The sequence below is a fragment of the Streptomyces sp. NBC_01520 genome (assembly GCF_045040375.1).
In the GTDB taxonomy this organism is placed as follows: Bacteria; Actinomycetota; Actinomycetes; order Streptomycetales; family Streptomycetaceae; genus Streptomyces.
Genome location: NZ_CP109404.1, coordinates 651821 through 674051 on the forward strand (window position 1 = coordinate 651821; position 22231 = coordinate 674051).

22 protein-coding genes and 2 pseudogenes are annotated in these 22231 nt (G+C 69.6%); 8 read left to right on the forward strand and 16 right to left on the reverse strand.

Annotation, left to right across the window (positions count from 1 at the left end; translation table 11 throughout):
* Positions 1-21: 21 nt before the first annotated feature.
* Entirely contained in the window at positions 22-879 is an 858-nt protein-coding gene (locus OG524_RS02875; protein WP_405808915.1) for an SDR family NAD(P)-dependent oxidoreductase, read from the forward strand.
* Between the two features lie 68 nt (positions 880-947).
* Here OG524_RS02875 and OG524_RS02880 read toward each other — a convergent pair whose 3' ends face one another.
* From OG524_RS02880 to OG524_RS02900, 5 genes and pseudogenes are all read right to left on the reverse strand, one after another.
* Positions 948-1868 (reverse strand): glycoside hydrolase family 2 protein, encoded by a 921-nt coding sequence (locus OG524_RS02880; protein WP_405808917.1) that lies wholly within the window; start codon positions 1866-1868, stop codon positions 948-950.
* Between the two features lie 705 nt (positions 1869-2573).
* Positions 2574-3158: a sigma-70 family RNA polymerase sigma factor gene (locus OG524_RS02885; protein WP_405808918.1), complete on the reverse strand. Its 585-nt coding sequence runs from the start codon at positions 3156-3158 to the stop codon at positions 2574-2576.
* Positions 3159-3320: 162 nt separating this feature from the next.
* Complete coding sequence (locus tag OG524_RS02890; protein ID WP_405392547.1) at positions 3321-4196, reverse strand: SGNH/GDSL hydrolase family protein; 876 nt, start codon at positions 4194-4196, stop codon at positions 3321-3323.
* A 614-nt stretch (positions 4197-4810) separates the two neighbouring features.
* A pseudogene (locus OG524_RS02895) lies at positions 4811-5122 on the reverse strand (transposase); the annotation flags it as partial.
* A 58-nt stretch (positions 5123-5180) separates the two neighbouring features.
* A complete protein-coding gene (locus OG524_RS02900) occupies positions 5181-6593 on the reverse strand; it encodes an aminopeptidase P family protein (RefSeq protein ID WP_405808921.1) in 1413 nt (470 codons plus the stop codon).
* 214 nt (positions 6594-6807) lie between these two features.
* On the opposite strand from OG524_RS02900, the gene OG524_RS02905 reads away from it, so the two are divergent.
* On the forward strand, positions 6808-7791 hold the full coding sequence (locus tag OG524_RS02905; RefSeq protein ID WP_405392545.1) for a LuxR family transcriptional regulator: 984 nt from the start codon (positions 6808-6810) through the stop codon (positions 7789-7791).
* A gap of 46 nt (positions 7792-7837) precedes the next feature.
* Positions 7838-8284: pseudogene (locus OG524_RS02910) on the forward strand (Tn3 family transposase); the annotation flags it as partial.
* Between the two features lie 86 nt (positions 8285-8370).
* Here the strand turns inward: OG524_RS02910 and OG524_RS02915 are convergent.
* Positions 8371-9666 (reverse strand): MFS transporter, encoded by a 1296-nt coding sequence (locus tag OG524_RS02915; RefSeq protein ID WP_405808923.1) that lies wholly within the window; start codon positions 9664-9666, stop codon positions 8371-8373.
* Positions 9663-10202, reverse strand: a complete 540-nt coding sequence (locus OG524_RS02920) for an ArsR/SmtB family transcription factor (protein WP_405392543.1) — start codon at positions 10200-10202, stop codon at positions 9663-9665. The genes OG524_RS02915 and OG524_RS02920 overlap by 4 nt, the downstream gene beginning before the upstream one ends.
* A gap of 258 nt (positions 10203-10460) precedes the next feature.
* Here OG524_RS02920 and OG524_RS02925 point away from each other — a divergent pair, with 258 nt between their 5' ends.
* Positions 10461-11075, forward strand: a complete 615-nt coding sequence (locus OG524_RS02925) for a recombinase family protein (RefSeq protein WP_405808925.1) — start codon at positions 10461-10463, stop codon at positions 11073-11075.
* The gene (locus tag OG524_RS02930) at positions 11072-11686 is read left to right on the forward strand and encodes a GPP34 family phosphoprotein (protein WP_405392542.1); all 615 of its coding nucleotides are present in this window, start codon (positions 11072-11074) and stop codon (positions 11684-11686) included. Before OG524_RS02925 ends, OG524_RS02930 begins: the two co-directional genes overlap by 4 nt.
* Before the next feature lie 1138 nt (positions 11687-12824).
* On the opposite strand, the gene OG524_RS02935 is transcribed toward OG524_RS02930, so the two are convergent.
* Positions 12825-12998, reverse strand: coding sequence for a hypothetical protein (locus tag OG524_RS02935; RefSeq protein ID WP_405392541.1), 174 nt, complete (start codon positions 12996-12998; stop codon positions 12825-12827).
* A gap of 33 nt (positions 12999-13031) precedes the next feature.
* Positions 13032-14222, reverse strand: coding sequence for a hypothetical protein (locus OG524_RS02940; RefSeq protein ID WP_405392540.1), 1191 nt, complete (start codon positions 14220-14222; stop codon positions 13032-13034).
* 405 nt (positions 14223-14627) lie between these two features.
* On the opposite strand from OG524_RS02940, the gene OG524_RS02945 reads away from it, so the two are divergent.
* Positions 14628-15368, forward strand: a complete 741-nt coding sequence (locus OG524_RS02945; RefSeq protein WP_405808930.1) for a hypothetical protein — start codon at positions 14628-14630, stop codon at positions 15366-15368.
* 179 nt (positions 15369-15547) lie between these two features.
* Here the strand turns inward: OG524_RS02945 and OG524_RS02950 are convergent, their stop codons facing one another.
* From OG524_RS02950 to OG524_RS02960, 3 genes are all read right to left on the reverse strand, one after another.
* A complete protein-coding gene (locus tag OG524_RS02950) occupies positions 15548-16381 on the reverse strand; it encodes a PIG-L family deacetylase (RefSeq protein WP_405392538.1) in 834 nt (277 codons plus the stop codon).
* A gap of 369 nt (positions 16382-16750) precedes the next feature.
* Entirely contained in the window at positions 16751-17011 is a 261-nt protein-coding gene (locus OG524_RS02955) for an Imm21 family immunity protein (RefSeq protein WP_405808933.1), read from the reverse strand.
* Positions 16930-17199 (reverse strand): Imm21 family immunity protein, encoded by a 270-nt coding sequence (locus tag OG524_RS02960; RefSeq protein WP_405812414.1) that lies wholly within the window; start codon positions 17197-17199, stop codon positions 16930-16932. Before OG524_RS02960 ends, OG524_RS02955 begins: the two co-directional genes overlap by 82 nt.
* A gap of 978 nt (positions 17200-18177) precedes the next feature.
* On the opposite strand from OG524_RS02960, the gene OG524_RS02965 reads away from it, so the two are divergent.
* A complete protein-coding gene (locus OG524_RS02965; RefSeq protein ID WP_405808421.1) occupies positions 18178-18504 on the forward strand; it encodes a hypothetical protein in 327 nt (108 codons plus the stop codon).
* 75 nt (positions 18505-18579) lie between these two features.
* Here the strand turns inward: OG524_RS02965 and OG524_RS02970 are convergent.
* The 3 genes from OG524_RS02970 to OG524_RS02980 all read right to left on the reverse strand — a co-directional run bounded on the left by OG524_RS02970 (position 18580) and on the right by OG524_RS02980 (position 20872).
* Positions 18580-19388 (reverse strand): IS5 family transposase gene (locus tag OG524_RS02970; protein ID WP_405808419.1). Its coding sequence is split into 2 segments (ribosomal slippage): positions 18580-19049 and positions 19049-19388, totalling 810 coding nucleotides; the frame shifts between segments, so codons are not numbered across the junction.
* Between the two features lie 85 nt (positions 19389-19473).
* Positions 19474-20247 (reverse strand): type I methionyl aminopeptidase, encoded by a 774-nt coding sequence (gene map / locus OG524_RS02975; RefSeq protein WP_405392537.1) that lies wholly within the window; start codon positions 20245-20247, stop codon positions 19474-19476.
* A 262-nt stretch (positions 20248-20509) separates the two neighbouring features.
* Positions 20510-20872, reverse strand: coding sequence for a sensor histidine kinase (locus OG524_RS02980; protein ID WP_405808935.1), 363 nt, complete (start codon positions 20870-20872; stop codon positions 20510-20512).
* A 337-nt stretch (positions 20873-21209) separates the two neighbouring features.
* Here OG524_RS02980 and OG524_RS02985 point away from each other — a divergent pair, with 337 nt between their 5' ends.
* Positions 21210-21650, forward strand: coding sequence for a hypothetical protein (locus OG524_RS02985; RefSeq protein ID WP_405392534.1), 441 nt, complete (start codon positions 21210-21212; stop codon positions 21648-21650).
* 114 nt (positions 21651-21764) lie between these two features.
* Here the strand turns inward: OG524_RS02985 and OG524_RS02990 are convergent, their stop codons facing one another.
* Positions 21765-22046 carry a hypothetical protein gene (locus OG524_RS02990; protein ID WP_405392533.1) on the reverse strand — a complete coding sequence of 94 codons (282 nt, stop codon included), beginning with the start codon at positions 22044-22046 and terminating at the stop codon, positions 21765-21767.
* Positions 22047-22231 lie beyond the last annotated feature (185 nt).

A 22231-nucleotide genomic window follows, 5' to 3' on the forward strand; every position in this document is an offset into this window, starting at 1 on the left:
CCGCCTCTGGAGGAGTTTCGTATGGCCAAATGGACCGCGGACCAGCTGCCGAACATGGCCGGCGTGACGGTGGTGATCACCGGTGGGGGTGGGGGGATCGGGCTGGTGACCGCCCGTGAACTCGCCCGGGCCGGCGCCCATGTGGTGCTGGCCGTGCGCGACGTCGACAAGACGCGCCGGGCGGTGGACGGGATGCGTGGAGAGTTCGATGTCCGGCGACTCGATGTCGCCGACCTGGACTCGGTGCACGCGTTCGCAGGGTCGTACACCGGGGACATCGATGTGCTGATCAACAATGCCGGGGTGATGGACATCCCGGCGGCACGGACCGCGCAGGGTCTCGACGTGCAGACCGCGACGAACTACTTCGGGCCGTTCGTGCTCACCAACCTGCTGCTGCCGCGGCTGACCGACCGCGTGGTGACGGTCTCCAGTCAGCTGCACCGCTTCGCCAAGCTGGATCTCGACGACCTCGATTGGCGCTCCCGCAAGTACAACGGGCTGGCCGTGTACGAGTCGTCCAAGCTCGCCGTCGTGCTGTTCTCGCTGGAACTGCAGCGCCGCTTGACCGACTCGGGCAGCCGTGTCCGCTCGGTCGTCGCTCACCCTGGCATCGCGCGCACCGGACTGGTCACGCACTCGCCGCTGGGATTCGTCAACCGGCTCCCGTTCCTGGTGCAGGACGCCGAGCGCGGAGCGCTGCCGCTCATGTACGCGGCCACGCAGGACGTCCCCGGCAACGCCTACGTCGGACCGGACGGGCTGTTCAGCTTCACGGGCCACCCGCTGATCCGCAAGCCCGGCCGGGCGGGCCTGGACCTGGCGGTCGCCGGGAAGCTCTGGCAGGCGACCGCCGCTCTCACCGGAACCGACGCCTGAGCGATCCGCGCAGAGGCTGTGGTCCGGCGGCCGCCGGATGGTGACGTGCGCCGGGTGCCGTCGACGGCTCAGCGCCGGCCGCGGGTGGAGACCGTGGACGTGCGGTAGCCCTGCGCGGTCACCTCCAGGTCGCCGCGGTCGTGGCTGCCGAGGGGACAGGACACCGTGATGTCACGCTCCTCGCCGGGCAGCAGCCACAGGTAGTTGTCGGAGTAGCGTGCGGGCAGCACCCGTTTCCCCGAGCGGTGGTCGCGCAGCGCGAGGCGCACCATGGGCGCGACGACACGACCTCTGTTGCGCACCGTGACGGAGAGGATGAGCCGGCCGTCGCGGCGGACCGTTCGGGCTCCGGAGATCTGCAGTCGGGCGTCGGTGAGGTCGTTCAGGGCCCGCATGTCCTCGGGCTGCTCGTAGCGCCAGTACGTGTTCTGCGACAGCGTCCGTCCGTCGGCGTGCGTCAGACGCAGCCGCACCAGGTGCAGGGGGTGGTCGCCGTCGGGCCGGGGCACCGCGAAGGCCTGCGCCGTCGCGGAGGCGGCGATGTCGACCTTCCGCCGCTGCCGATCGGCCAGAGGACGTCCGGACAGGTCTAGCACCTCGGCGCGCACCTCCGCGCCGCGCAGCTCCTCCCCGGTGTGGTTGACCGCGAGGACCTTCCAGTCCACCTGGTCGGCCTGCACATGATGGGCCTCGCAGCCGGCCCGGGCCCCGTAGTAGGTGCCGTTCACATCCAGGTTGTAGTCGTACGTCTGCCACACGGTGCTGTGCCACGCGGGGTTGGACATCCACAGCAGCAGCCCGCCGGCGTCGTTCCACAGGTTGGCGTTCCACGCCTCGAAGATGGCCCGCATCGACTCGAAATTGACGAACTGGGCCTTCGCGCTGAACTCGTCCAGCGAGGAGGACGCGCCGAGCCGTTCGTCGATGGCGGCCCGGTAGCCCTGCGGGTTCTGTCCGCCGCGCTCCAGCCAGTCGTGGTGGTTCCACACCAGGCCGATGGGCCACTCCTTGACCCAGCTTCCCGCGCGGCGATTTCACCCAACCCGCGCCTTCTGGCGACAAGTTGCTGATCGCGCACGGAGAGCGGGAGGGTTCGGCCGCGCAAGCCTGAGCACGGTGGACCATGCTGGGTGACGAACTCTACTTCGCGTCCACCGTCGGCATCTGCACCCGGCCAGCCAGGGCTCAGACTTCGGGCCGTGCCCGGTCCACCCAGATGCCCCCGGTGACGTCTGATTCGCCGCCCCCAACCCGTACGCGAGACCCTATGATTCACGGACTCCCGTACGGGTTCCTGCGGCATGGCGCTCAGGATTCCTGGAACCTGCGCGCCTTGCCGTGAGGGCGGGAGCAGACGGGGGGCAAACCGTCCGTCTGCTCTCCTCGACAACGCACGCGGTACGCGGCGACGGCCATCTCGCGGAAGCCCTGCGCAGACATGTCGTCGAAGGGCGTCTGGAAGCACTGCGTCTGCTGCTGTGCCGTGCGGTTGAGCGGGGGGGGGGAAGTCTCCAGGGACTGTCCTGCCATCGCCTACTTCCCCCAGCTGGTGCTCGGTGCGATGTTGTCGCAGCGGGCAGTGACGGGGGCAGACCCCGACACGACCCACCTGCTCGCCTACTTCAGGTCCGTCGTGCTTCCCAGTCTGGACTACAGGCCCCGTTGACGACCGTGCGACCGGGGCCGCGCCATGGTCACACCCCCAGGATCCCCTGCTTTTCCAGCACTTTGCGCAACGCCCGCACGGCGTAGAAGGCACGGCTCTTGACGGTGCCCGCCGGTATGCCGAGGTGCTCGGCCGCTTGGGCAACGCTGTATTCCAGGTAGTACATGAGGAGGATGACGGTTCGCTGCTGCTCGTTCAGCTCTCCCAGGGCCTGCGACACCACGTGGGAGTCGATCGTGGATGCCGTGTTGTCGCTGCTGGAGACGTCCAGCTCCTCGACGGACATGTGCTCCAACGGCCGCACCTGACGCGCCCGGTGATGGTCGATCACGAGATTCCTGGTCACGGTGAACAACCACGGTCTGAGGCTTTCGTTGCGGGTGCCCAGGAGACGGGCGTGTTTCCAGGCGCGGGCAGCAGTCTCCTGGAGGACGTCCTCCCCCTTGTGCCAGTCACCGTCCAGCAGGCGCGCGGCGTACCGGACGAGCAGAGGGCCGTACTGGTCGTAGATGTCTCTGATGAAGGCGTCGCAGTCAGCGTCGGGTGCGAGGTTCCGATCATGCGACCAGGTCGGAGCGGAGGCAGTGGTCCGCGTTTCCATGATCCCGTTCATGCGTGGCGCTCGATCCTGTCCAAGTGTTCCGTGGCGTGCTCGGCCGCATGCGCGGACGAACGGCTCACACACTCGCCGGAAGCCCTTGGCGAGACCTTGTCGCTCTCTTGCCGTTCCGTAGGGGCCGGAGTGTTGCTCCGACCCCCCGGAAAGAGGGAGTGACTACTTCTCGAGCCGCTCGTACACCTCGACCGCTGTGATCAGGTGGCCGACTGCGTTGGGATGTGCCGATCCGGACGTCTGCGGCAGCAGCGGGTTGATCCACTGCCCGGAGGAGGGTCGGCACATGTCGTGGCCCCGGAACACCGACGAGGTGTCGACGAACTCGGCATGCTTCGTGAGAGCTACCAGCTCCAGCATGAAGTTCAGCCGGTTGGTGGTCTGATGGAGCCAGGCAACGTCACCCTTGGCCAGGGGCACGGAGGAACCGCAGGTACTCCCGTCGGCCGGAAACGGGTTGGGATACCCGACCACGACGACCCGCGCTTGTGGGCTGCGCCGCTCGATGTCGGCGAGCATGTCGGGCAGGCGGGTGTTCAGCCTCGCGAAGCCCGAGTCCACCTCCTTCGCCGCCTTGTCCCGGCAGGGAGTCCCCTCCCGGGTGGTGAGACCGGCCAGGACACACCTGGTGATCACGTCGGAGAAGCCGAGGTCGTTGCCGCCGAGCGTGACGGTCACCAGGTCCGTGTCCCGGGTGAGGGCGTTGACCTGGGGCGCGGACGATCCCTCGTGATTCCACAACGAGCGCGTGGTGGCCCCGCTGCACGTGACGTCCTTGAAGACGGAAGGCTTGTACGTCTCGGCGATCCACGCCGGGTAACTGCCCTTGGAACGCATGCACTCCGCGTCCGTCTGCTGGGACAGGCCTGTTCCTGCGGCGTAGGAGTCGCCGAGGGCCACGTAATGGTTGACGGATCGCTGCCCGGAGACATCGGCCGCGGTGGCCGGAGCGGCTCCGGAAGTCAGCAACGAGGCGGTGAGCACAGCAGCCGTCACCATCCCCTTGCGGACCGTCGAGTACGGGTGAGAAAGGACCATGAAATCCCCTTGAGATGGAAAGAGGCCGCACAGGTCGCCGGCCTGCCCTTGCGCACGCGACGCGTGCGGGCGTGTCTTTCGTCTCAACGACAGCGGCACCCACCGGGTTCACGTCCGGCGAGCGCGCTTACCGGATCGCGTCCTTGTGGCTACTGCGAACGATCATGGGCCGTTCTGCGTAAGGATGCTGACGCGGTGCTCGTACGCGCGGTGGGCCTTGCGATGTGACGGCACTGCGCGAATCCCGTGGCCGCCGTCAGCGGGCGAGGAGCCACGTTGCCCGGCGGGACGGTCCCGCCGAGCAGGGTGCTGGCCCCGCCCTGATGCGACTCGGCACCGGCCGGACGCATGGTCGCCAGCAATGGCCTGCCGGCGCTGATCTCGACGAGGATCAACGATCGCGGCACCGGACGCGCAGTGGCCTCCGGGCCCGCCCGAAGCGGGCACGGCCGCCGTCTCCAAGCTGGACATCGCCATCCGCCGTCGAGGACGAACTCTTCGCCGACCTCACCCCGCAGGAGCGCGACACCCTGCGTTCGCTGCTGGCCCGTGTCCGCACCGACCACGGAGCTACCTGCGACGACACGCCGGCCACTGATTCCTGATGCGGTCTGTCAGGCCGCGAGAGCGGTGGGTGGCACGGGTACGTAGATGCGTCCGTCGCGGAGGAGGGCCAGAGAACGTTGACGCGGCGGCGGGCCAGAGCGAGGACGGCCTGGATGTGGCGCTTGCCTTCGGCTCGCTTGCGTTCGTAGAACCGGCGCGACTCATCGCAATGGCGGATGCTGAACAACGCGGAGACGTAGAGGACTCGTGGGAGGCGGCGGTTGTAGCGCCATGGCCGACGGAGGTTGCCACTTGATCTTGCCGGGGTCACGAATCACGGGGGCGACGCCGCCGAAGCCGGCAAGGCGGCCGGACCCGGCTTCAGCTCGACGTCCGGATCCGGGTGACCCCGCACCAGGCCCCCTCCCCCACGCGCGCTCAACCCGCGAACTGGGCCATCCACGCCTCGACATCGTCCGCCGACCGCGGCAGGCCCGCTGACAGGTTCTCGTGACCGTCGTCGGTGACGACCAGGTCGTCCTCGATCCGGACGCCGATGCCGCGCCACTCCTCGGGCACGGTGAGATCGTCCGGCTGGAAGTACAGGCCGGGCTCGACGGTGAGCGCCATGCCTGGCTCCAGCACGCCGTCGACGTACTCCTCGTTCCGGGCCTGCGCGCAGTCATGCACGTCCAGTCCGAGCATGTGACCGGTTCCCGCCATGGTGAAGCGGCGCTGGAGGCCGAGTTCGTACGCGCGGTCGGCCGGGCCTTCGATGAAGCCCCACCCGACCAGCCGTGCCGCCAGGTACCGCTGGGACGCCTCGTGGAAGTCGCGGTACGCGGCACCCGGCTTGACGGCTGCCATGCCGGCTTCCTGGGCCTCGTACACGGCGTCGTAGACCTCGCGCTGCACAGGCGTGAAGGTGCCGCTGATGGGCAGCGTGCGGGTGACATCGGCGGTGTAGAGCGTGTGCGTCTCGACGCCGGCGTCGAGCAGGAGCAGGTCCCCCGGGCGCACCGGACCGTCGTTGTCCGTCCAGTGCATGATCGTCGCGTGCTCGCCCGCGGCGCAGATCGAGCCGTAACCGACGGCATTGCCCTCAAGGCGTGCACGGCGGAAGAAGGTGCCCTCGATCCACCGCTCGGACGACGCGATCGCCCGGGAGAGCTCACCGATCACATCGGTGAATCCGCGTACCGTGGACTCCACGGCCTTGCGGAGCTCGGCGATCTCCCAGTCGTCCTTGACGAGGCGGAGTTCGCTGAGCGCCTCCTCCAGCTCGGCGTCGCGCTCCTCATCGGTGGTGACGCCGGCCTCCAGGGACGGGTCGATGCCCCGGACGATCCGGGTCGGTGCAGCGGGGGCGGCGGCCAGGTCGCCGGCCGCCGTGCGGACGTCCCGGCAGGGCAGCCCGAGCACGAGCTCCGACTCGGCGAGGGAGCGGCGCCGGCCCATCCACAGCTCCGCCGTGGCGCCGGTCCAGAACTCGTCGTTGTCCCTGCTGTCCCGCGGCAGCTGGTAGCAGTAGGCGTCATGGTCGCCGTCCGCCCGGGGTTCGAGGACGAGAGCGCCGTCCCGGGCCCGGTCTCCGGCCATGTGCGCGTAGCCCGAGTACGGGCGGAACGGGTAGGTGTCGTCGTTCGAACGGACCTTGAGGTTCCCCGAGGGGATCACGAGGCGTTCGCCCGGAAAGCGTGCGGAGAGCGAGGCGCGGCGGCGGGCCGCGTACGGAGCCTGCTCACCGAGCCGCAGGCCGGGCCGCTCCGTGTCCGCCCACCCCGTCCGCATCAGAGCGGACAGCTCCTCGGAGATCCCTGAGTAGAGAGCGTTCTTTCGGCCCTTCGCCACGGCGTACACCTTCTTCTGGATGGATTCCTCGGTGGCGCTGGGCAGAGGCGGACCGTACGGACGGGCTTGCTCCGGGTTCGGCTCGTGCCCCCTCGCCGCCGCCGGTCGTCGGCGGCTCCCGGAAGCTATCCCGTACGGCGCGCGCCCGGTGCCCAGGAGTGCCACTGGCACAGATCGGCCACAGTCCCGACCGGAGCCGTCGATAATGCGTCGGATGACGAACGCAAAACTCGGCGAGGCCCTTCGGCTCCTGGGCATCGGTCACGCGGTGGGCCAGGTCTACCTGGCACTCCTCGAACTTGCCCCCGCTCCGCTGAGTGCGATCGCGGCCGCGGCCGGCCTGGACGACGCGGAACTGGCCACGGCGTACGGCGCACTGGTCGACGCCGGTCTGGCCAGTGCCGCCGGGGAGAGCGGGGACGTGGTGGCCCCGGTTCCGCCGACCGCGGGCCTCGAGATCCTCGCCCGGCGCCGTGCGGCCGAGGTCGAGGAGTCGCGCATCACCGTCGGGGGCGCGTTCGAGTCGTTCCGGCGGCATCGGCTCGCCGCGTACAACGACCATCTCGTCGAGGTCGTCACCGGCGACGCCATCGGCCCCAGGATTCGTCACGCGTGGGCAAGTGCCCGCGATCAGATCCGGCAGTTCGAGTCACCGCCGTACTTCCCCTTGGCCGACGCCACGGACGACGCGCTGGCCACGCTCGCCCGCGGTGTGACGCAGCGTGTCGTGTACTCGCGGGAGTCGCTGGAACACCCGGGCCACCTGAAGGAGGTCATCGAGCCGTGCGTCAGGGCCGGTGAACAGGCCAGGGTGCTGCCGTCGGTGCCGGTCAAACTCGTGATCATCGACGACGCGTACGCACTGGTGTCGTTGTCGATCGAGGAGGCGGACGTACACAACACCATGCTCGTCGTGCAGCCGTGCGGTCTGCTCTCCGCACTCATGGCACTGTTCGAGCAGTCCTGGCAGAACGCCCTGCCGTTCCACGGCCGCACCACTCGCCCCGGCGGCCTGCCGCCCGCCGACCGCCGCCTGCTGTGGCTCCTCGCGGGCGGCGCGAGCGACGACGTCATCGCCCGCGAGTTGGGAATCAGCCGCCGCACGTTGTTCCGCCGCCTGCAGATCCTGATGGCCCAGCTGGGCGCCGCGAACCGCTTCCAGATGGCCTTGCAGGCCCAGCGCAGCGGATGGCTGTGACCGGGCCACTGCGCCCGGTCCCACGGTGGCCGCCCTCGCTCGCAGGGCCGCGTTCGCCGAGTACGGGCACATCGACAGGACCATGCACCTGCTCGCCCTGGCCGACCCGGTCGATGACACCTACCGGCGGCTGATGAACCGGCAGCTCACCGTGCAGGAATCCCGCCATCGCCTCGCCCGCGCGACCTGCCACGGCGGCCGCGGCCAGATCCGCCAGGCGTACCGGGAGGGCCAGGAGGACCGGCTTGCCGCTCTCGGCCTGGTCCTCAACGCCGTGGCCCTGTGGAACACCCGCTACCTGGACGCCGCCGTTGCCCGGCTCCGTGCCGGGGGTCACGACATCAAGGACGAAGACGTCGCCCGCCTCTCCCCGCTCAAGGACCGGCACATCAACTTCCTGGGCCGCTACCTGTTCAACATCAAAGCCAGCGGTCCCGGCCAGGGCCTGCGCCCCTTCCTGGACCCGGACGCCTCCGAGGACGACGAGGATTGACGGCCGGCACCACCGACCGCCCCAGCACTCGTTGCGCCCCGCGGGGGCCTGGCACCCGACTAGTTGTGATGCATTCGCGGCAGGCGTCACAACAAGTCGGGTGCACTCTCCTCGGCGGGGTCCTTGGATGCCGGGTGATCCGGACCGCCGACTGGGGCGGCGGCACGCAGCGCCGCTTCGACCCGGCGGTTGCTGGTCATGGATGCTGTGACGGCTGTCATCACCAGGAGGAGACCAGCGGCGGCGTAGAGCGGGGTGCGGATGTCGTAGGTGGTGGCCAGCCAGCCGCCGAGGAAGGCCCCGACGGGGGCGGCGCACATGGCCAGCATGCGGGAGGTGGAGGCGACCCGGCCCATCAGGTGGGCGGGGACGATCGCCTGCCGGAGGGAGGGCGCGAGCACCATCGTGGCGCCCATGCCGGCCCCGCAGACGGCGAGCGCCAGCCCGGCGACGTACGGGTTCGGGGCAGCGGCCAGGCCCAGGATGGCAAGCCCTTCGACGGCGGCTGTGCAGGTCAGTGCGGTGCCGGTGCCGAGTCGTCGGCCAAGGTAGGAGGCGATGCCTGCACCGAGCAGGCCGCCGGTGGCCTCCGCTGTGAGGAGCAGGCCGAAGCCGTAGGTGTCGATGCCCAGGCGGTCCTGCGCGAAGAGGGCGAGGACGGTCTCCACAGCGACGAAGGCGACGTTCCCGACCGCCGGGCGGAGCGCCAGCCCGAGCAGCACCCGGTCCCGGAAGACGTACGAGGCCCCGGCCCGCGCCTGCCGAAGCAGCGACTCGCGGACCTCCGGAACGGGCCGGGGCAGGGCGGGCAGCGTACGGACAAGCAGCGCGGACAACAGGAACGACACCGCGTCGGCGAGCAGCGGAACGGTCCGCCCGAGTGCGAGCAGCGCACTGCCCGCAGGCGGCCCCGCGAAGCCGGACATGGCCGTCTGGGCTCCGCGCAAGCGAGAGTTGGCTCGCTCCAGGAGTGCGGGGTCGCGGCCGAGCAGATCCGGCAGGTAGGCCGTGGCGGCCGTGTCGAAGAAGAGTCCGCCGAGGCCGAGCAGGAAGGCGACGGCCGCGAGCAGCGAAATGCTCAGCACGTCGAGCGCGGCCGCTGCCGCCGGTATCGCGAGCAGCACCGCACGCGCCGCGTCCGCGACCCACATCGTGCGCCGACGGTCCCAGCGATCCACCAGCGCACCGCCGAGCACCCCGAAGAGCAGCCACGGCAGCGTCCCGGCGGCCGTGACGGCGGCGAGCGCCATCGGGTCCCGCGTCAACGTCAACGCGAGCAGCGGCAGCGCGGCATGCGACACCCCGTCACCGAACGAGGACACCGTCTGCGCAGTCCACAGCCGTCCGAACCCGGTCGGCAACTTCCGAACATCTGAGGTCACTTGGCGCCCCCCTCGGCCCGCTCGCGCGATGCCGGGTGGAACAGTGCGAAGACGAGTGACGCGTCCGGCAGCGACGGATCGGACAGCTCCCGGTACTCGTCCGCCAATGCCTGCAGCCGCGCCCCCAGCTCCGCGAACTGCTCCTCGGTGAGCCGCAGATGCGCCATCCGCACGTGCCGCTCGCCGTCCGCCGGCGACGCCTCCAGGTCCGCCACCGCATGCCGCATCAGCACATCCGGCCCTCCCTCGCCCGGATCCGGCAGCGCGATCGCCCGCGCGGCCATCGCGTAGTAGCGCTCGGTGACCCCCCGCACCTTCCGTGTCCGTACCACCTTCACCAGGCCGGCCCGCTCCAGCAGCCGCACGTGATAGCTGGAACTCCCCTTCGCAAGGCCCACCCGCTCGGCGATCTGCGTAATCGTCGCTGGCTCGAAGCGGAGCACGGCCATGATCCGGTGGCGCGTGAGATTGGAGACGGCGCGCAGCTGCTCGTCAGTGGTGACGGAAAACGTCTCGGGAAGATCGTCGGTAGGCATGGGAGCAATGGTCAACGATTCTTGACCATTGAGCAAGGGGATTTCGCACGGACTTCCAGAATCTGCTGTCCGGCGCGCGAGACCGTCCGTCAAAGCCCCCCCACCCGCTGCCGATCCGGGGACCTGTCGGGGAGCCTTCGTTTTCTGAAGATCTCTCCCGATGGGTTGCCCAGCCTCCTCGGAGCCTTCAAAAAGCCCTTCAAAGACCTCGGGTGTTCGAGAACCCCGGACCTCCGTTTTCTGACATGGTCCGGGGCCATGACGACCACTCAGGAGCCAGCGCACGACGCGGACGCGCTCGTCACCGAGCCGCTCGTGCGCACCGAGACCAAAATCGGGTACGCCCGGGTGTCTACCGGCGGGCAGAAACCGGAGCGGCAGTTCGACGCTCTCACCGCCGCCGGGTGCCGGAAGATCTTCGCGGACAAGAAGTCCGGGAAGGACGCGCTCCGTCCCGAGCTGAAGGCGTGCCACGCGTTCCTCGACGCCGGCGACACGCTTGTCGTCCCCTCGCTCGACCGCTACGGCCGCAGCCTCCAAGACCTCATCAACATGGTCGCCGAGCTGCGCGAGCGCGGCATCGGCTTCACCTCGCTGCACGAGAACCTGGCGAGGGCGCCGACGGCTGCCGCCGCGGTCAGATCACGGGCGGCCTGCCGCTATCGCGTCGGCGGGGAAGTCGTCGCTGCCCAGGAGGCACAGGGTGACGTTGTTGAACAGCATCGGCCAGAACGGGTCCTGCGAGAGGTCTTCGGGCGAACGCGCGGAGGTGATACTGATCGTGACAGTCGCGTCGCCGTGAACCAGCTCCGGACGCGGGCCGGTGGGCGGGGGCGCACCTTTGTCGATGTCTTCGAGGGGAGCCGTTCATGACTACGGCGAGAGACCTGTTCATCATCACCCTGGACCCGAAGCCGGAGCACGCCGTGGGGCAGGGTGATCTGTCGCTCGCCCTCGCGGGGGCCGAGCTGATCGATCTCATCGGCGCAGGGGCCGTCACCCTGGACGGCGACCGCATCGCGCCGGGCGGGCCGGACGGGGCGCCGAAGCCGGATGATCGGCTGCTCGGCGAGGCCGCGGCACAGGCCGCCCGGCAACCACCCTACGAGCGGATCGAGGACTGGCTGTGGCGCCGGGGCCGAGACCTCTCGGCCGCGTACCAGGCCGTGCTGGAGGAGGACGGCGAGCTGACGCGGAAGCGCAGCGGCCGGTTGCCCTTCGGCCCGGAACACGTCGAGCCGGCCGATACGCCGGGCCGCCGCAGGGCAGTCGAACGCCGGGAGGGGCAGGAGCCCGTCCTGGTCGCCCTCGCCTCGGTGGTGGGCATCGACGACGCACGCTCCGACGACGAGCCCGACCTCGATGACGAGGCGGTGACGACCGTGGTGGCGGCCGTCCACGACGCGGTGATGGAGCTGGAGGCCGTACGCCAGAGGCGGACCATCGAGAACTCGGCCTTCGCCAACCTCTGGCGCGGCCCGTGAGTCACGTCCGCGGTCGAGGCCGACCGCGGTCAGGGGCGTCGCCCGGTCGTCGGGCGACGCCCCTGGCGTGTCCACGTGCGCCCGAACGATGAAGGCCGCCGGGTACGCCCGACCCGGCGGCGCCTGAAGAAGCTGACGCGTTCGGGATCCGGACCTGTCCCAGGCTCCCCGCATCACGCGTGGTGGTGATGATGCGACACCGTCGGCAACAGCCCGCTCAGCGAGCGGTGGCGGCAGCGGTCCCGGTCAAACGGGTGTGTCGTGCACACGAGCACCGGACCCATGCCGAGTTGTCGGCCGACCTCGCCAGGGCGCGGCGGAGCGTCGTGAGGTGAGTGCTCCCCGGAGCCGACTGCCTCTGTGAGCAGGTGGTCGAAGGCCCCGGGGCTCTCCCGTGCACAGGCCGCCGTAGTAGCCTGCCGCCTCCTCGGCGGCGGCCAGGCCGTCCGCCGCCCCGCCGCGCCTGCGGGCAACGCGCCGTCAGGGCGGGTGGGCTCAGCGGCGAGGGTGCGCAGGTGCACGAGCATGTCGGGCAGGACATCGGCGCGGGTGCGCCAGGTATGCGTCCAGCGGGGCTGGGCAGCCCACACAGCCCCGGACACGACACAGATGTGGGCCGCCCGGCAACTCCCCCACAGCGACCGGACCTCGCCGGGCACCGTCAGTTGACCGCGCGCAGTATCACCCGCACAACTGCGATGGCTCCGCGCCCGATCCACCCGAGCAGTCCTGTCTCCACGGCCAGCTCGGCAGCGTCCGCAGCCGCGTCCGCCCGGTCGGACCCAGAACGGCACCGGGGACAGGAACGGGACCAACGACGTTTTCCCGCACCGCACTTCTTGCACTTCGCCATGCCTCATTCTCTCCCACCTCAGGACCGCCGGTACAAGGAGTCCTGCCCGCCCGTCCGCGGTCGAGGGCGGACGGCACGACGCACCGCCCCACCGGCAGGGCCCAGGACAGCACTTCCTTCACCTGCGCGGCACAGCGGGGTTGACCGGAGCTCCGTCCAGGTGGGCGGAGGACAGTCCGCCCACGACCGCCGCGACGGCCGCGTGGATGTCGGCCGCCGTCACCAGCGGTGTGCGTCCGTGGCGGATGTCCTCGCAGAACTCGGTGAACAGCCGTCGCAGCGCCGTCAGTCCGGCCGGGCCGCCGACCTGGCGGGAAAGAGGTCGGCGTGCGACTCGGGGGAGGTGCAGACAGCGGTGACGTCGATGTCGTCGGACCGGGCGGCCGCGAGGTCGGTGGGCCAGGTCGCGCCTTCGGCGGGGGCGGCCAGCGCGGAGGCGCGCTCGGGGTGCCGGTCCACGATGTGGACCAGTCTCGTGCCGCCTCCGGGCGCTCAGCCGGTCCGGCCGGTCTCCGCCAGATACGCCACCAGTCGGGCACCGTACACACGGTGGCCCAGGCCGGCACGGGCGCGCAGCTCATCGATCCGGCCGTGCTCGACGAGCAGGTCGGCCTGGGCCTCGGCCAACTCCGCAATAACGGCAGAATGCTTGGCGTCGGCCATCGCGCGGTCGAGGACCTCGACAGCCTCGTCGGTGCGGCCCTGCCCAGCCAGAAGCGCACCGAGTTGCCGAGGTGCGTGCCCGCGGGTCCGCAGGATCCTGATCGCGTCCTCGGCCCGGCCCTGCTCGTCCAGGAGCCGGGCCACCTTCACAGGAGCGGTGGACACCCGTTCGTACGGGTTGTGCGGCCTGGCCTCAAGGGCGGTCAGGGCCTGATCGGCCCGCCCCTGCTCCACCAGCAGATCGATCAGGAGGTCGCGGGCGTGCGGTTCGTCGGCGTCGACGCCCTCCTGCATCACAGCGATCGCTTCATCGACGCGCCCCAGCCCGACCAGCGCGCGGGCCAGCAGAGGGCCGGGAGCGGCAAGTGCCCTCAACTCCTCGATCCGCCCCTGCTCGGCGAGGATGCCCGTCACCGATGTGTGGGCATAGGAACGCTTGCTGTCGCCGGCCATCGCCCGTACGTCCTCGACACGCCCTTGGAGGAGAAGCAGATGGACCAGCAGGTGCCAACCCGCGTAATCGTTCTCGTCCGGGCGCGCCTGGAGGAAGGTGATGGCCTCCTCGATCCGGCCCTGTGCGCGAAGCAGCTCGATCACCTGGCTACGGGCGTCCGCCTCAAGGATCTCCAGGCGCATCTTCATCACGGCGACCGCCGCTTCGGATCCGTCCCGCCCGGCCGCCGTGTCGGCCAGTGTGTCGGCCAGCAGGAGCGCCAGGCGCGCGTTCTTGGTGCCGGCGAGCACACGCAACTCCTCGATCCGGCCCTGCGTGGCGTAGAGCTCGGCGAGCCGTACGCCCGCCAGAGCCGTCCCTGTGAGCGCCGCCGACCGCAGTTCTTCGATCCGGCCCTCGTCAAGCAACTCCTGGACGTACTCACGGGCGTAGTCGGCATAGCTCGTCCGCTCGGGAACCCAGCGATCCCAGTCGATACCGGCCTGCCCGCCACCCTCCCGCCGGACCTCCCCCGTGTCGGGCCGGCGATCCGGCCCCTCACCCTCACTCACCCGCGGTTCGCTCATGCCCGAAGTCTCCGCCCCACGGTCGCTTCTCACCAGACCGCCCGAGGTCCGGAATCGTGGGCGTCCGAAGGTGTGTCCCGGTGCGTGCGCCCGCCGAGTCCGCCTTCGCGCTCCGGCGAATGGCGTAACGGCTGCTGGGCCCCGCTGGTCTTGATCAATAACCTGACGCCCGGCACGCAACTGCCCGCCTGTCGAACAGAGAAGGCGAGCGGCCCCGGTGAATCTCCCTGTGTTGCAGCGCATGGCCTGGCTCACCACGGCGACCGCGCTCCTGACGACGCTCGGCACCGCCCCGGCCGGCGGCGGCGGCGAATGGCAGAAGGCCGGCAGCGACGCCCGCAGCGGTATCAGCGGCCTCGCGTACGAGGGCCGTACCGGCGACGGTGCCGGGTGTACCTGCTGGTCGTGCACGACAACAAGAGGTCCGGGCAGCAGCGTCTGTCCCGGATCACCCACCGGGAGGACTCCGACCGCATCTCCCCGATGACCTGGGACGGGCCGGAACCCGTCGATCTGGAGGCCATCGAGGCCGTCCCCGGGATGCCGGGACAGTACCTGGCACTCACCGGCCGGGGCATCGTCTACCGTCTGGAGGTCACCGGCTCCACGGCGACGGTCATCGACTACACGCCGCTGCCGTCGATCGGTGAGGGCGACGACTTCGAGAGCTTCGCGCTCGTCGCCCGGAACGGGAAACTCGCCGCGCTGTGGGCGGACCGCGGTGCCGGCGCGGATCGTCCAGCCACGCTGTACGCGGCACCCCTGACCTTCGCCTCGTGGGGACAGCCGCTGTTCGGTGCCGTGACGCGCCGGGCCTACACGGCGGCGTACCCGACCGGCGACGGCACCCGGCACATCTCCGACATCTCGGTGACCGGTTCCGGCCGGATCATCGTGAGCTCGGCGGCGGACGCCGGTGACGACGGCCCGTTCGACTCCGCGATCGGCGAAGCAGGCCGGGTGTCCGTGTCGGCTGACGGCCGGGTACGCGTCACCCTCGCCGCGCCCCGGACCGTGCTCGGGACGTTCCGGCAGTACAAGGTCGAGGCGGTGGAGTGTCTGCCCGGGTCCGCCGATGCCCTGCTAGGCACCGAGGACGAGAACCTCGGCGGTTACGTACGGAGCATGCCGTTCTGCCGAGCCTGACCCGGTCGCCGTACGCAACCGCTCTCCGGCCCTCCGGACCCGGCGAGGCGGACGAACTCGCCCAGGAGTTCCTGCCAGGGCCTGGCCCTTCCCTCCTCCAGGCCCTGGACCTCATCCCACACCTGCCACCGGCCTGGACCGGCACATGAGCTGGCCCGCACCCCGGTCGGACGAAAAGGTCAGCGCAGTCCGGCGAAGAGATCGTTCTCGGGGACGGCCGCGCCGGTGGCGTCCTTCACACGTACGAAGGTCTCCACGCCCATCAACTCGCCGAACCTCTCCTTGCCCATCCTGAGGAAGAAGATGTTCTCGCCCTGACTGGCGTGCGCACCCAGCGCATCGAACTTCTGACCGCTGTACGCGGTGGTGTCCACCCATGTGGTGATCTCGTCGTCGGGGAGGCCGATCTCGGCCATCGCGGCGGCCTCGGCAGGATCCGGCTCCGGCATGTCCTCATGGAACTCGCGCATGGTCTCCCCGAACTTCTGCATCATCGAGCGGGGCATCGTCGTCCAGTACACCTTCGGCGTCAGCTCGGTCATCTCCAGAGCCGCCATCGTGATGCGGTGGGCCTGGATGTGATCGGGGTGACCGTAGAAACCGTTCTCGTCGTAGGTGACGACCACATCGGGCCGGTAGTGCCGCATGAGTTCCGCAAGCCGGGCCGCGCCTACCTCCACAGGGGTCTGCCAGAAGGATCCGGGGGCGTCGTTGCTCGGCCAGCCCACCATTCCGGAGTCGGCATAGTCCAGCATCTCCAGATCGCTGATCTTCAGGACGTCACAGCTCGCCTCGAGTTCTCGACGGCGTATCAGGGCGACGGCCGCCGGATCGTGCCCGGGATCGCCCGGCTTGGCACCCCCCGCCCCGTCACCGCAACCGCCGTCGGTACATGTCACAAGAACGGTGCGGATGCCTTCCGCCGCGTACCGCGCGAGGACCCCTCCGGTTCCGGTGGCCTCGTCGTCGGGGTGAGCGTGCACCGCCATGAGCGTCAACGGCCTGTCAGTCATGGAACAATCCTCCTGCAGAAATACGTCTTGGTCCGGATGCGCGGCGGGCGCGCCGCGATCTCGGAGCCCGGGCCCCGGTGGGACGGCCGGTCCTGTGGTCTCCGCCCGTACGGGGCCGATCCCTCGGTCGATGCAACCGTGCCGACCCGACCGGCTGTTCCCGGCGCAGCCCACGGGTCTTCCAGGCGTCGGAGGTCCCGACGCGCACGGGGCACAAGCGCGATCCGCGTCCCTCGGCGCCACGTCGGCCTCTGCGGACCGACATCCTGCACGGCGAGAGGTCGACGACAGCTCCCCGACAGTTACCTCCGCGGGCAGTGACCGGCTCGGCCCTGCTGCGGTGCTGTCCTTCTCCACAGCAGCGTCGGGTCAGGTCAGCTCGACGAATCGGTGGATGCGAAAGGACGGCAGCCGGTCGGGTTCGATGCTTGCCGAGTCCACCCGGTAGCGGCCGGCGCGGAGGTCGGGAACGATGCGCTCCGTGAGCGTCCCGGCCTCAGTGCCGAAGTAGGTGGCGTCGAACATGACAAGGTCGCCGGTGGTGCTCATCACGGGCCCTTCGTCCCACTCGGCGGTCGGAAGCCCCGCCAGGATGATCTCAGCGACGCCCTTCCACTCTCCGCGTAGCACCAGCGAACAAGCAATCGGTGCGCGGGAAGGCAGGCGGTGGAGAGCGGTTCGTCCCTGAGGACGAGCGCTTCACCCCCTTCAGGCAGTTCGAGGACTCCGACGAGGTACATGGCCGCGCAGGCCCGGTCGTAGTCGCCCTCCGTTCCCTCATTGAGCCGGACTGCGCCATCGCCGAGTAGGACATGCACTTCGAGGAGCCTTCGGTCGAGGCCCCGCCGCTTCAACAGCTCCTCGGGTGGGCGTGGCCGGAGTGGGTCACGGCCCCTTTGAACGATGGCGTTGAAGTGTTCGCTCTGCCGAAGCGGCTGACCCGAGCGCCGGCCAACGCAAGTTCCGCCCCACTCGAAGAGCTCGCAGGCCGCTGGACCACGCGACTCCGGTCCGAGGACGGGGACGACATGACCGGCGATGATCTACCGGCTGTCCTGCAGAGGATCCCCGGCTCGAGACGTCTGCGGTGAACACGGGTGGCGGCGTCTACAGCTGGAGCTTCTGACCGCCCACCTTCGAAGGCCGCTCACGTTTGACGCCGCCGCACGCCAAGAGCGCGGTCCCGGTGGCGTTGAGGTACAGCGTGAAGTGCCACGACCGGTCCGCTGCGTCGACTCTCCGCAGTCGGACTCGGCTGCCACCGCAATACAGATGACTGGCACCCACGAACCGTTTGAGGCCCGACGGACACGCCACTTGACCTGGTGCAGAGAAGAACCCGGCGGCATCCGCCACGCACCCACGGCAGCTACGGCAGCTACGGCATCGGACCCGACACCATTTGCCCTACCCGCGGCAGCCGTACCCGCCCGTCGATCAGATCGTGATGAGGCGAAAGAGTCTCGCGCATCCCCGGATGCTCACGAATCACGGCCCCGGGGCGAGCAGTTCCGCCCGACAGTGCAGTTGACAGACCAGCACCGATCAGCGGAACCCACGCCCTCCTCGGACCGGCAGCATGCTTCGATGCCGTACGTACTCACCGAACATGGAAAGGGAGTAACTGATGGTTTCAGAATGAGGTCGCAAGGCGGCGAAGGCGTGTGGGGTGCCCGCCGGATGAGGCGAGGCCCCGTCCGGTCTGCCCCATGCAGTTCTGTGTCGCGGCCTGCCCCACGACGGCCGGCAGCTGTGCAGGCTCGCCCGGTCGGCCTGCACAGTTGCATAGTGTGCTCATGGATCGATTCGTGGGTCAGGGCCGCCTCGAATGGTGGGTTAATCAGTCGATTTGCCTTGAGATGTACGACATCAACATCACTGCCACTCTCGACGCGGTCGGCAAGTGGCGGGCGACCGGTCGGCATGCCAACGCCCTTGACGCAACCCAACGCGAAGGCTGGGACTTCCTCATGGAGATGGATCCCCACTTCTCCATTGCGTTTCCAGGTGAGGACTGCGGCGGGATCACGGTGCGAGTCGTCGAGGCCGAGGATGGAACCCTCACGCTCGTGGAGGCACCGGACTGGGACGGCTCCGCGAGTGTCACCTTCGACCTCACCTGAGTTCAGCTCGCAAGGGCAGGAACCCGACTTCGCTACCCTGCCACCAACTTCGATGCGTCGCCCCATACTGATCTTTCAGAATGAAGTTCGGAGGCGGCGCAGGCATATGAGGCTGCAGGCCAGTTCGAGCAGGCCCTGGTGGAGATCGGCGCGGCGCTCGTAGCGGGTTCGGAGCCGTTTGAACTGGTGCAACCAGGCGAAGGCGCGCTCGACCACCCAGCGCACCTTGCCCAGTCCGGAGCCGTGAGCGACGCCGCGTCGGGCGATCATCGGCTTGATGCCGCGCTTCCACAGCAGGCGGCGGTACTTGTCGAAGTCGTAGCCCCGGTCGGCATACAGACGCCGGGGCTTGCGGCGGGGACGCCCCCGCAGACCCCGGATCGACGGAACGGCGTCGAGCAGGGGCAGGAGCTGGGTGACGTCGTGCCGGTTGCCACCGGTGAGCGTGACGGCGAGCGGGGTTCCGTTACGGTCGACGATCAGGTGGTGCTTCGAGCCAGAGCGGGCCCGATCGACGGGCGAGGGTCCGACGTGGTCCCCCCTTTGAGCGCCCGGACGTGCGATCCGTCCACGGAGCAGTCGTCCAGGTCCAGCAGGCTGGCGCGACGAAGCTCGATCAACAGGGCGGTGTGCAGGCGCAGCCAGACGCCGGCCTCGGTCCAGTCCCGCAGTCGGCGCCAGGCCGTCACCCCGGAACAGCCCACCGCCTCCGCGGGGACGTCACGCCACGCGACACCGGTCCGCAGCACGTACATGACGCCGGCGAGCGCCACTCGATCGGGAACACGCAGCCGCCCCGGGTGGCGATGGCGCCGTTCGGGGGCGGGCGGCAGCAACGGGGCCACCCGCTCCCACAGGTCGTCAGGAACAAGATCAGCACGCACGCCGGACACCTTGCCGACCAAGATCGTCGAGCGCAAGACCCACGGCTCAACTCATTCTGAAACGATCAGTAAGAGGGTTCCGGCCTTACGGCTTCGGCAACGTGAGGATTTCGGCTCCGTCCTCGGTGATCGCGATCGTGTGCTCGCTGTGTGCCGTCCGGCAGCCCGTCGCGCTTCGGAGCGTCCATCCGTCGGCGTCGGTGACGAGTTCGGCGGTGTCCGCCATGACCCACGGCTCCAGTGCCAGCAGCAGCCCGGGACGCAGTTTGTATCCACGGCCGGGCCGTCCGGTGTTCGCGACGTGCGGGTCCTGGTGCATCGTCGACCCGATGCCATGTCCTCCGAACTGGGTGTTGATCTCGTATCCGGCCTGGCCGAGGACCGTACCGATCGCGTGGGAGATGTCGCCGATACGAGCTCCGGGTCCGGCGGCGGCGATCCCTGCGGCCAGTGCGCGCTCGGTCGTCCTGATCATCGCGACACTCTCCGAGGGCTGCGCATCGCCCACGACAAAGCTGATGGCGGCGTCCGCGGCGACTCCACGCCGGGAGACGGCAAGGTCAAGCGTGAGCAGATCACCGTCGGCGAGCGTGTAGTCGTGGGGCCGCCCGTGGAGCACGGCATCGTTGACTGCCGTGCAGATGTAATGACCGAATGCGCCGCGTCCGAAGGATGGCGCGTAGTCGACGTAGCAGGACAGGGCTCCCGCCTCGACGATCATGGCCTTGGCCCACCGGTCGATGTCCAGGAGGTTCGTGCCGATCACGCTGCGGCCCTTCAGTGCCTGCAGAATGTCTGCGACCAGGGCGCCTGTGTCCCTCGCTCGGGCCAGCAGGGCGGGGTTCAGGATCTCGATCATGTGCCACTTTCCTCACGGAACCAATAACTATACCGGTCAAACTATACCGGTAAAAGAATTGGAGTCACGGTCGGACGGCCGTCCACGCCCGCAGAGGTCACACACGGTCGGCACCTCGGAGAACGGGGTGCCGAGGTGGCCCCGCCGCGACAAACCGCGCTCGCCACTGGCTGACCCGGCTTCTACGTGGAGCCCGTGCCGCGGCAAAGGCGCCCCGCTACGCAGAGCAGCTCACATGGGGCCGGGCCCCCCAGCGCCACCACTACCCGACACTTGCGCCGATCAGGCCCACCCGCTCGGACAGCCCTCTCAGCCCGAAGCCGCTCCGGGGGACATGGCGCGGCCGGCCGTCGTCGCTGCCCCGTACGGTGAGCCGGATTCCCGAGCGGTCCACACGCACCCGCACCCCGGTGTACCCATGGGTGTGTTTGCGTACGTTGGTGAGGGCCACCATCACCACCCGGTGTACGGCCGTGGTCACCTCCACCGGCAGGTCGTCGAAGTTCCCTTCCGGATCGAGCCGGGCCCGGGTGCCGCCGACGGCCGAGAACTCCTCGACGAGCGAACGCACTTCGCCGATACCCGCGAGCGGCGGCAGCGCTTCTTCGTCGGCGTCTCGCAGCATTCCCACCACGTGCCGCGTGGAGGTGAGCGCTTCAGAGCCCGCCTGTTCGGTCCGCCGCAGTGCCGGCGGCCTCAGTTCGGGCTGTCGGTCCGCGATCGCATGGGGCGATCCGTCACCAGCGTCGTCGTCACCTTCATCATCTTCTGGGGCCGCAAGCGCCTGCTGTGACGTCCCCGCGGAAGAGAAGAAGCCAGGGCCTGACTCCGAGAGTCGGGCCCGTCTGCGGCGACACCGTCCGGACCGGCCGCGCCGGGTTGTCAGTGGTGGCTGTTCGGCCGACACCTCCGCCCGGGGCCCTGGTGCGCGGGGTGGCGGCCGAGCAGGCTAGTTTGCTCGGATGAGTCTCCTCGATGATGTGGCCGCGCGCGACGGCTGGCGCTGCTGGGTGTGTGACGAAGCGGTCGACCCCGACGAATCGGTGAACGACCCGCGGGGGCCCAGCGTCGACAGTCGGACCACCGACCGGAAGGCAAAGGTCGCCGAACGGCTCGCGCATCGCGGATGCAACACCCGCAAGGGCGCGGTCAAGGTGGTCATCGCCTGGCCGGACCGCCTGTACGTGGTCGAACCCGCGTCGCTGATCAGCGTTGCCGGGAGGCTGGAGCGCAAGGGGGGCCGCGAGATGGTGGGTCGTTGTCCGACCAGGCGGGACGCCCAAGCGGCGGCGGATTGGCTGGTGGACCGGTTCTCCCGACTGGTACCGGGGCTGCCGGTGACCGCCGACATCCAGCCGGGCGGCGGCCAGTTCCTCGTCATCCTGGCCACCGGCCGCCGCTGACCGGCGACCACCGGCGCACACTCGCGTCGAGCTGAACCGTCGGCCCACACCGGCCTGTGCTGCCACGAGCTGACCCACACGCCCAAGGCCCTGTTCAGCAGGTGCCATGTGGTGTCAGGTTCCCGGCACTTGCTCGCCCACGGCGTCCGCTGTGGTGGCGTCCTTCGCGGCAGCGGCATCCAGTACTGCTCCGACCGCCGCACGCACGGCGCCGTCGTCCCGGACGGCACCCCATTGGTCATGGCGTACGGGACGTTCGTCCGTGTCCAGGAGGGCGTGCAGAGCGGGCATGGCCGGGGTGACGGCCGCCGGATCGGCGGCGGCGACTTCGGCGAGCAGTCGCAGGGGCGGGGATCGTGGCGGCGGCGCTGCCGGGTGGCGGGCAGATCCGGACAAGGCCGACCAGGCCGGGAGGGCCTGCCAGGGTCCGAGGTGAGCTGCCACAGGCTCTGGACGGACCTCATCGCGTCGAGGCGGTTGTCGTGCCTGATCCGTGCCCTGGTGGTCGATGCCGGCGCGACCCAGCCGCTCGGCAGACGGGGCGGCTGCTCGTTGTCCGTCACGCAGGTCCGGTTCTCTTA

Coding starts and splice junctions, on each gene's coding strand:
- OG524_RS02875 (WP_405808915.1), top strand. CDS start 22: ATGGCCAAATGGACCGCGGACCAGCTGCCGAACATGGCCGGCGTGACG.
- OG524_RS02885 (WP_405808918.1), bottom strand. CDS start 3,158: ATGAACGGGATCATGGAAACGCGGACCACTGCCTCCGCTCCGACCTGG.
- OG524_RS02890 (WP_405392547.1), bottom strand. CDS start 4,196: ATGGTCCTTTCTCACCCGTACTCGACGGTCCGCAAGGGGATGGTGACG.
- OG524_RS02905 (WP_405392545.1), top strand. CDS start 6,808: ATGACGAACGCAAAACTCGGCGAGGCCCTTCGGCTCCTGGGCATCGGT.
- OG524_RS02920 (WP_405392543.1), bottom strand. CDS start 10,202: ATGCCTACCGACGATCTTCCCGAGACGTTTTCCGTCACCACTGACGAG.
- OG524_RS02925 (WP_405808925.1), top strand. CDS start 10,461: ATGACGACCACTCAGGAGCCAGCGCACGACGCGGACGCGCTCGTCACC.
- OG524_RS02930 (WP_405392542.1), top strand. CDS start 11,072: ATGACTACGGCGAGAGACCTGTTCATCATCACCCTGGACCCGAAGCCG.
- OG524_RS02940 (WP_405392540.1), bottom strand. CDS start 14,222: ATGAGCGAACCGCGGGTGAGTGAGGGTGAGGGGCCGGATCGCCGGCCC.
- OG524_RS02950 (WP_405392538.1), bottom strand. CDS start 16,381: ATGACTGACAGGCCGTTGACGCTCATGGCGGTGCACGCTCACCCCGAC.
- OG524_RS02965 (WP_405808421.1), top strand. CDS start 18,178: ATGGATCGATTCGTGGGTCAGGGCCGCCTCGAATGGTGGGTTAATCAG.
- map (WP_405392537.1), bottom strand. CDS start 20,247: ATGATCGAGATCCTGAACCCCGCCCTGCTGGCCCGAGCGAGGGACACA.
- OG524_RS02980 (WP_405808935.1), bottom strand. CDS start 20,872: ATGCTGCGAGACGCCGACGAAGAAGCGCTGCCGCCGCTCGCGGGTATC.
- OG524_RS02985 (WP_405392534.1), top strand. CDS start 21,210: ATGAGTCTCCTCGATGATGTGGCCGCGCGCGACGGCTGGCGCTGCTGG.